The sequence below is a fragment of the Acinetobacter sp. YH12095 genome, from assembly GCF_013419245.1.
Taxonomy (GTDB): domain Bacteria; phylum Pseudomonadota; class Gammaproteobacteria; order Pseudomonadales; family Moraxellaceae; genus Acinetobacter; species Acinetobacter towneri.
The window spans coordinates 1-2,179 of sequence record NZ_VPAL01000047.1; the positions used below are offsets into that span (position 1 = coordinate 1).

Consider the following 2,179-nt stretch of genomic DNA (forward strand, 5'->3'; position numbering starts at 1 on the left):
AATACCAACGAACAGCCCAAAGAATGATTTCACCTTGAAAGTGCCGACCGTGGAAGGGATTCATCTGCTGTATCTCGAAATAAATAAGATATTTAGCTTATCATGTCAGCCTATTTGCAACAGTGCCCTATAAAAAGGGAGCTTTAGAGACTGTAAATAAAACTGTATTTACACAGAATTATTTACACCCTCGTGTGACAGTGCCGCCCTAAATTAAATAACAAATTTTTTCTATCTTTACTCTTGAATTGTCATTTAGATCAGGATAACTACAATAATTCTCTGATCCCCCAAATCTCTCAAGTTTTTCTAATATTTTCCTGTACATACCTCCCTTTTAAGCGTATCTAGATTTGTATTTGGAATTATATATTCTTCTTTTGTAGGTTCCATAGCTATTGGATCACCTGTTACTTCTTTGTACATAACTCCTCCTAGTCTTCGGAATTTTTCTTGTTCGCAATCTATCTCATATAGAACTGTTGACCTATTCTTCTCCTCTTTAAACTCGGTTTCTACCCAAGCTCTTGTTATTTTGGGATTCTTTGTACTATTTAATTTTATAATTTTAGATTGATAATTTGCATTATCTATAATTATTTTTGCAAATATATTTTGAGCATTAAGAACCATTACGCTGATTAATGTAATTTTTAATAGTCTTTTCACCTACTTAGTCTCTTTAAAGCTAATTTCCAGAAATATACTTATATTATTTCTGTTGTTCAATTTATTTTTTAATTTAATAATTTTAAATGGGTTAAATGGGTAAGGACACACAAATGGGAAAAACTCCCTGTTGCTATACGAGATCAATTTAAGAAGTAACTAGCCAAAGTCATAGAGCAGCCACATATTCCAAAGAATATGCTGAGAGGCAATCTTGCAGGTTGCTATAAAATTAAATTATTAAAAGCTGGTGTCAGACTTGTCTATCAATTTAAAGATGATCAGGTAGTTATCTTGCTCATCACAGTCGGGAAACGAGCTGATAGCATAGTTTATGACGAAGCTAAAAAGCGTATTAAAGACTAAAAATGGGAGCTTATAGCTCCCATTTTGAATGGGTTCTAACATTTTGACTTTGCATAGCACCTATTATATTAATTTTAGGAATACTTAAGTTTAGTTAAGAACAATAGTCTTGTTTAAATCTTGAATAAGGAACATTTCTACGTTGTGTTAGATCTTTCCCTTTTAAATCATTGGCTAATTTATCTGATAATTCTTCACTAGATTTTATTTTGTTTGGAACCCATGAATAAGCATGTCTAGGTAAAATTTCAAAAAGATTAGTCATACCAGGTACATAAGAATACTTAAATTGAGTATAAACTTGATCATAGAATCCCTTACAGATTCTATCATTTTCTTTTGAAACTAAATTTCTATTCATAGATGTTGAGAAGTCATATAAGCTCCCATTTTTGTATTCATAATCATATTTTTTCCCAGTTTTAGGACTTTGGCTTGATGTTATTTTTATACCTGAATTAAGCTCTGAAATAGTAATATCTAATGACTCTTTGAATTCAATAGTTTCAGATTTAATTAATTTTGCTAGATCGTTAAACTCATATATAAAATAATGGCTTTCTGGGCTACTCATACCAAACCATGCGCCACATGTACTTGTTACAACATAAGTATTCTGCTGTTGCTTATATATCTTTTCTAAGATTTCACATTGTGGGTCGATCTCACTAATAAAACCAGCATTTCTATTATTGTTCTCAATAGAAAATGGATACTGTTTTACATATAACTCACTGTATTTATTTGTTATTTTATATAAACCAATATTTTCTGGATAACCTTCATTATTTTTTATAAATTTGAATGGCTTAACTTCAATGGCATACGCAACACTACCAGCCATTATGAGAATATTTAGTAGAAATATTTTAGAAAGAGGACTTTTCACTTTAAATACCTTATAAGTTTAAATTATAAAGTAATTTTAGCTACTAATTAAAAAAAAGGTGAAATATTCAATTATTAATTGTCCATTTAACATAATGGCTGTTATACGAAACAGAGATGTAACTCCAAAATAAAAATGTCCGGTTTCTCCGAGGTAAAATATGACTTTTGAACAAAAATAAGCCATTGTTTATTCTTTTTATTTCCAACAAAATTCCAGAACTCATCTACTTCGAGAGATTCATAATGACTTTGC

The 2,179-nt window shown here is 30.1% G+C and carries 3 protein-coding genes and 1 pseudogene; 1 reads left to right on the forward strand and 3 read right to left on the reverse strand.

The genetic code is table 11. From position 1 onward, the window contains the following. Positions 1–309: 309 nt before the first annotated feature. A complete protein-coding gene (locus FTU35_RS13225) occupies positions 310–669 on the reverse strand; it encodes a surface-adhesin E family protein (protein WP_179989163.1) in 360 nt (119 codons plus the stop codon). 171 nt (positions 670–840) lie between these two features. On the opposite strand from FTU35_RS13225, the gene FTU35_RS13230 reads away from it, so the two are divergent. Next, positions 841–1,035, forward strand: coding sequence for a type II toxin-antitoxin system RelE/ParE family toxin (locus FTU35_RS13230; RefSeq protein ID WP_050595110.1), 195 nt, complete (start codon positions 841–843; stop codon positions 1,033–1,035). A 94-nt stretch (positions 1,036–1,129) separates the two neighbouring features. On the opposite strand, the gene FTU35_RS13235 is transcribed toward FTU35_RS13230, so the two are convergent. Together FTU35_RS13235 and FTU35_RS13240 are read right to left on the reverse strand one after the other, a co-directional pair. Then, positions 1,130–1,924 carry a hypothetical protein gene (locus FTU35_RS13235; protein WP_031946098.1) on the reverse strand — a complete coding sequence of 265 codons (795 nt, stop codon included), beginning with the start codon at positions 1,922–1,924 and terminating at the stop codon, positions 1,130–1,132. 173 nt (positions 1,925–2,097) lie between these two features. Then, a pseudogene (locus FTU35_RS13240) lies at positions 2,098–2,179 on the reverse strand (IS1 family transposase); the annotation flags it as partial.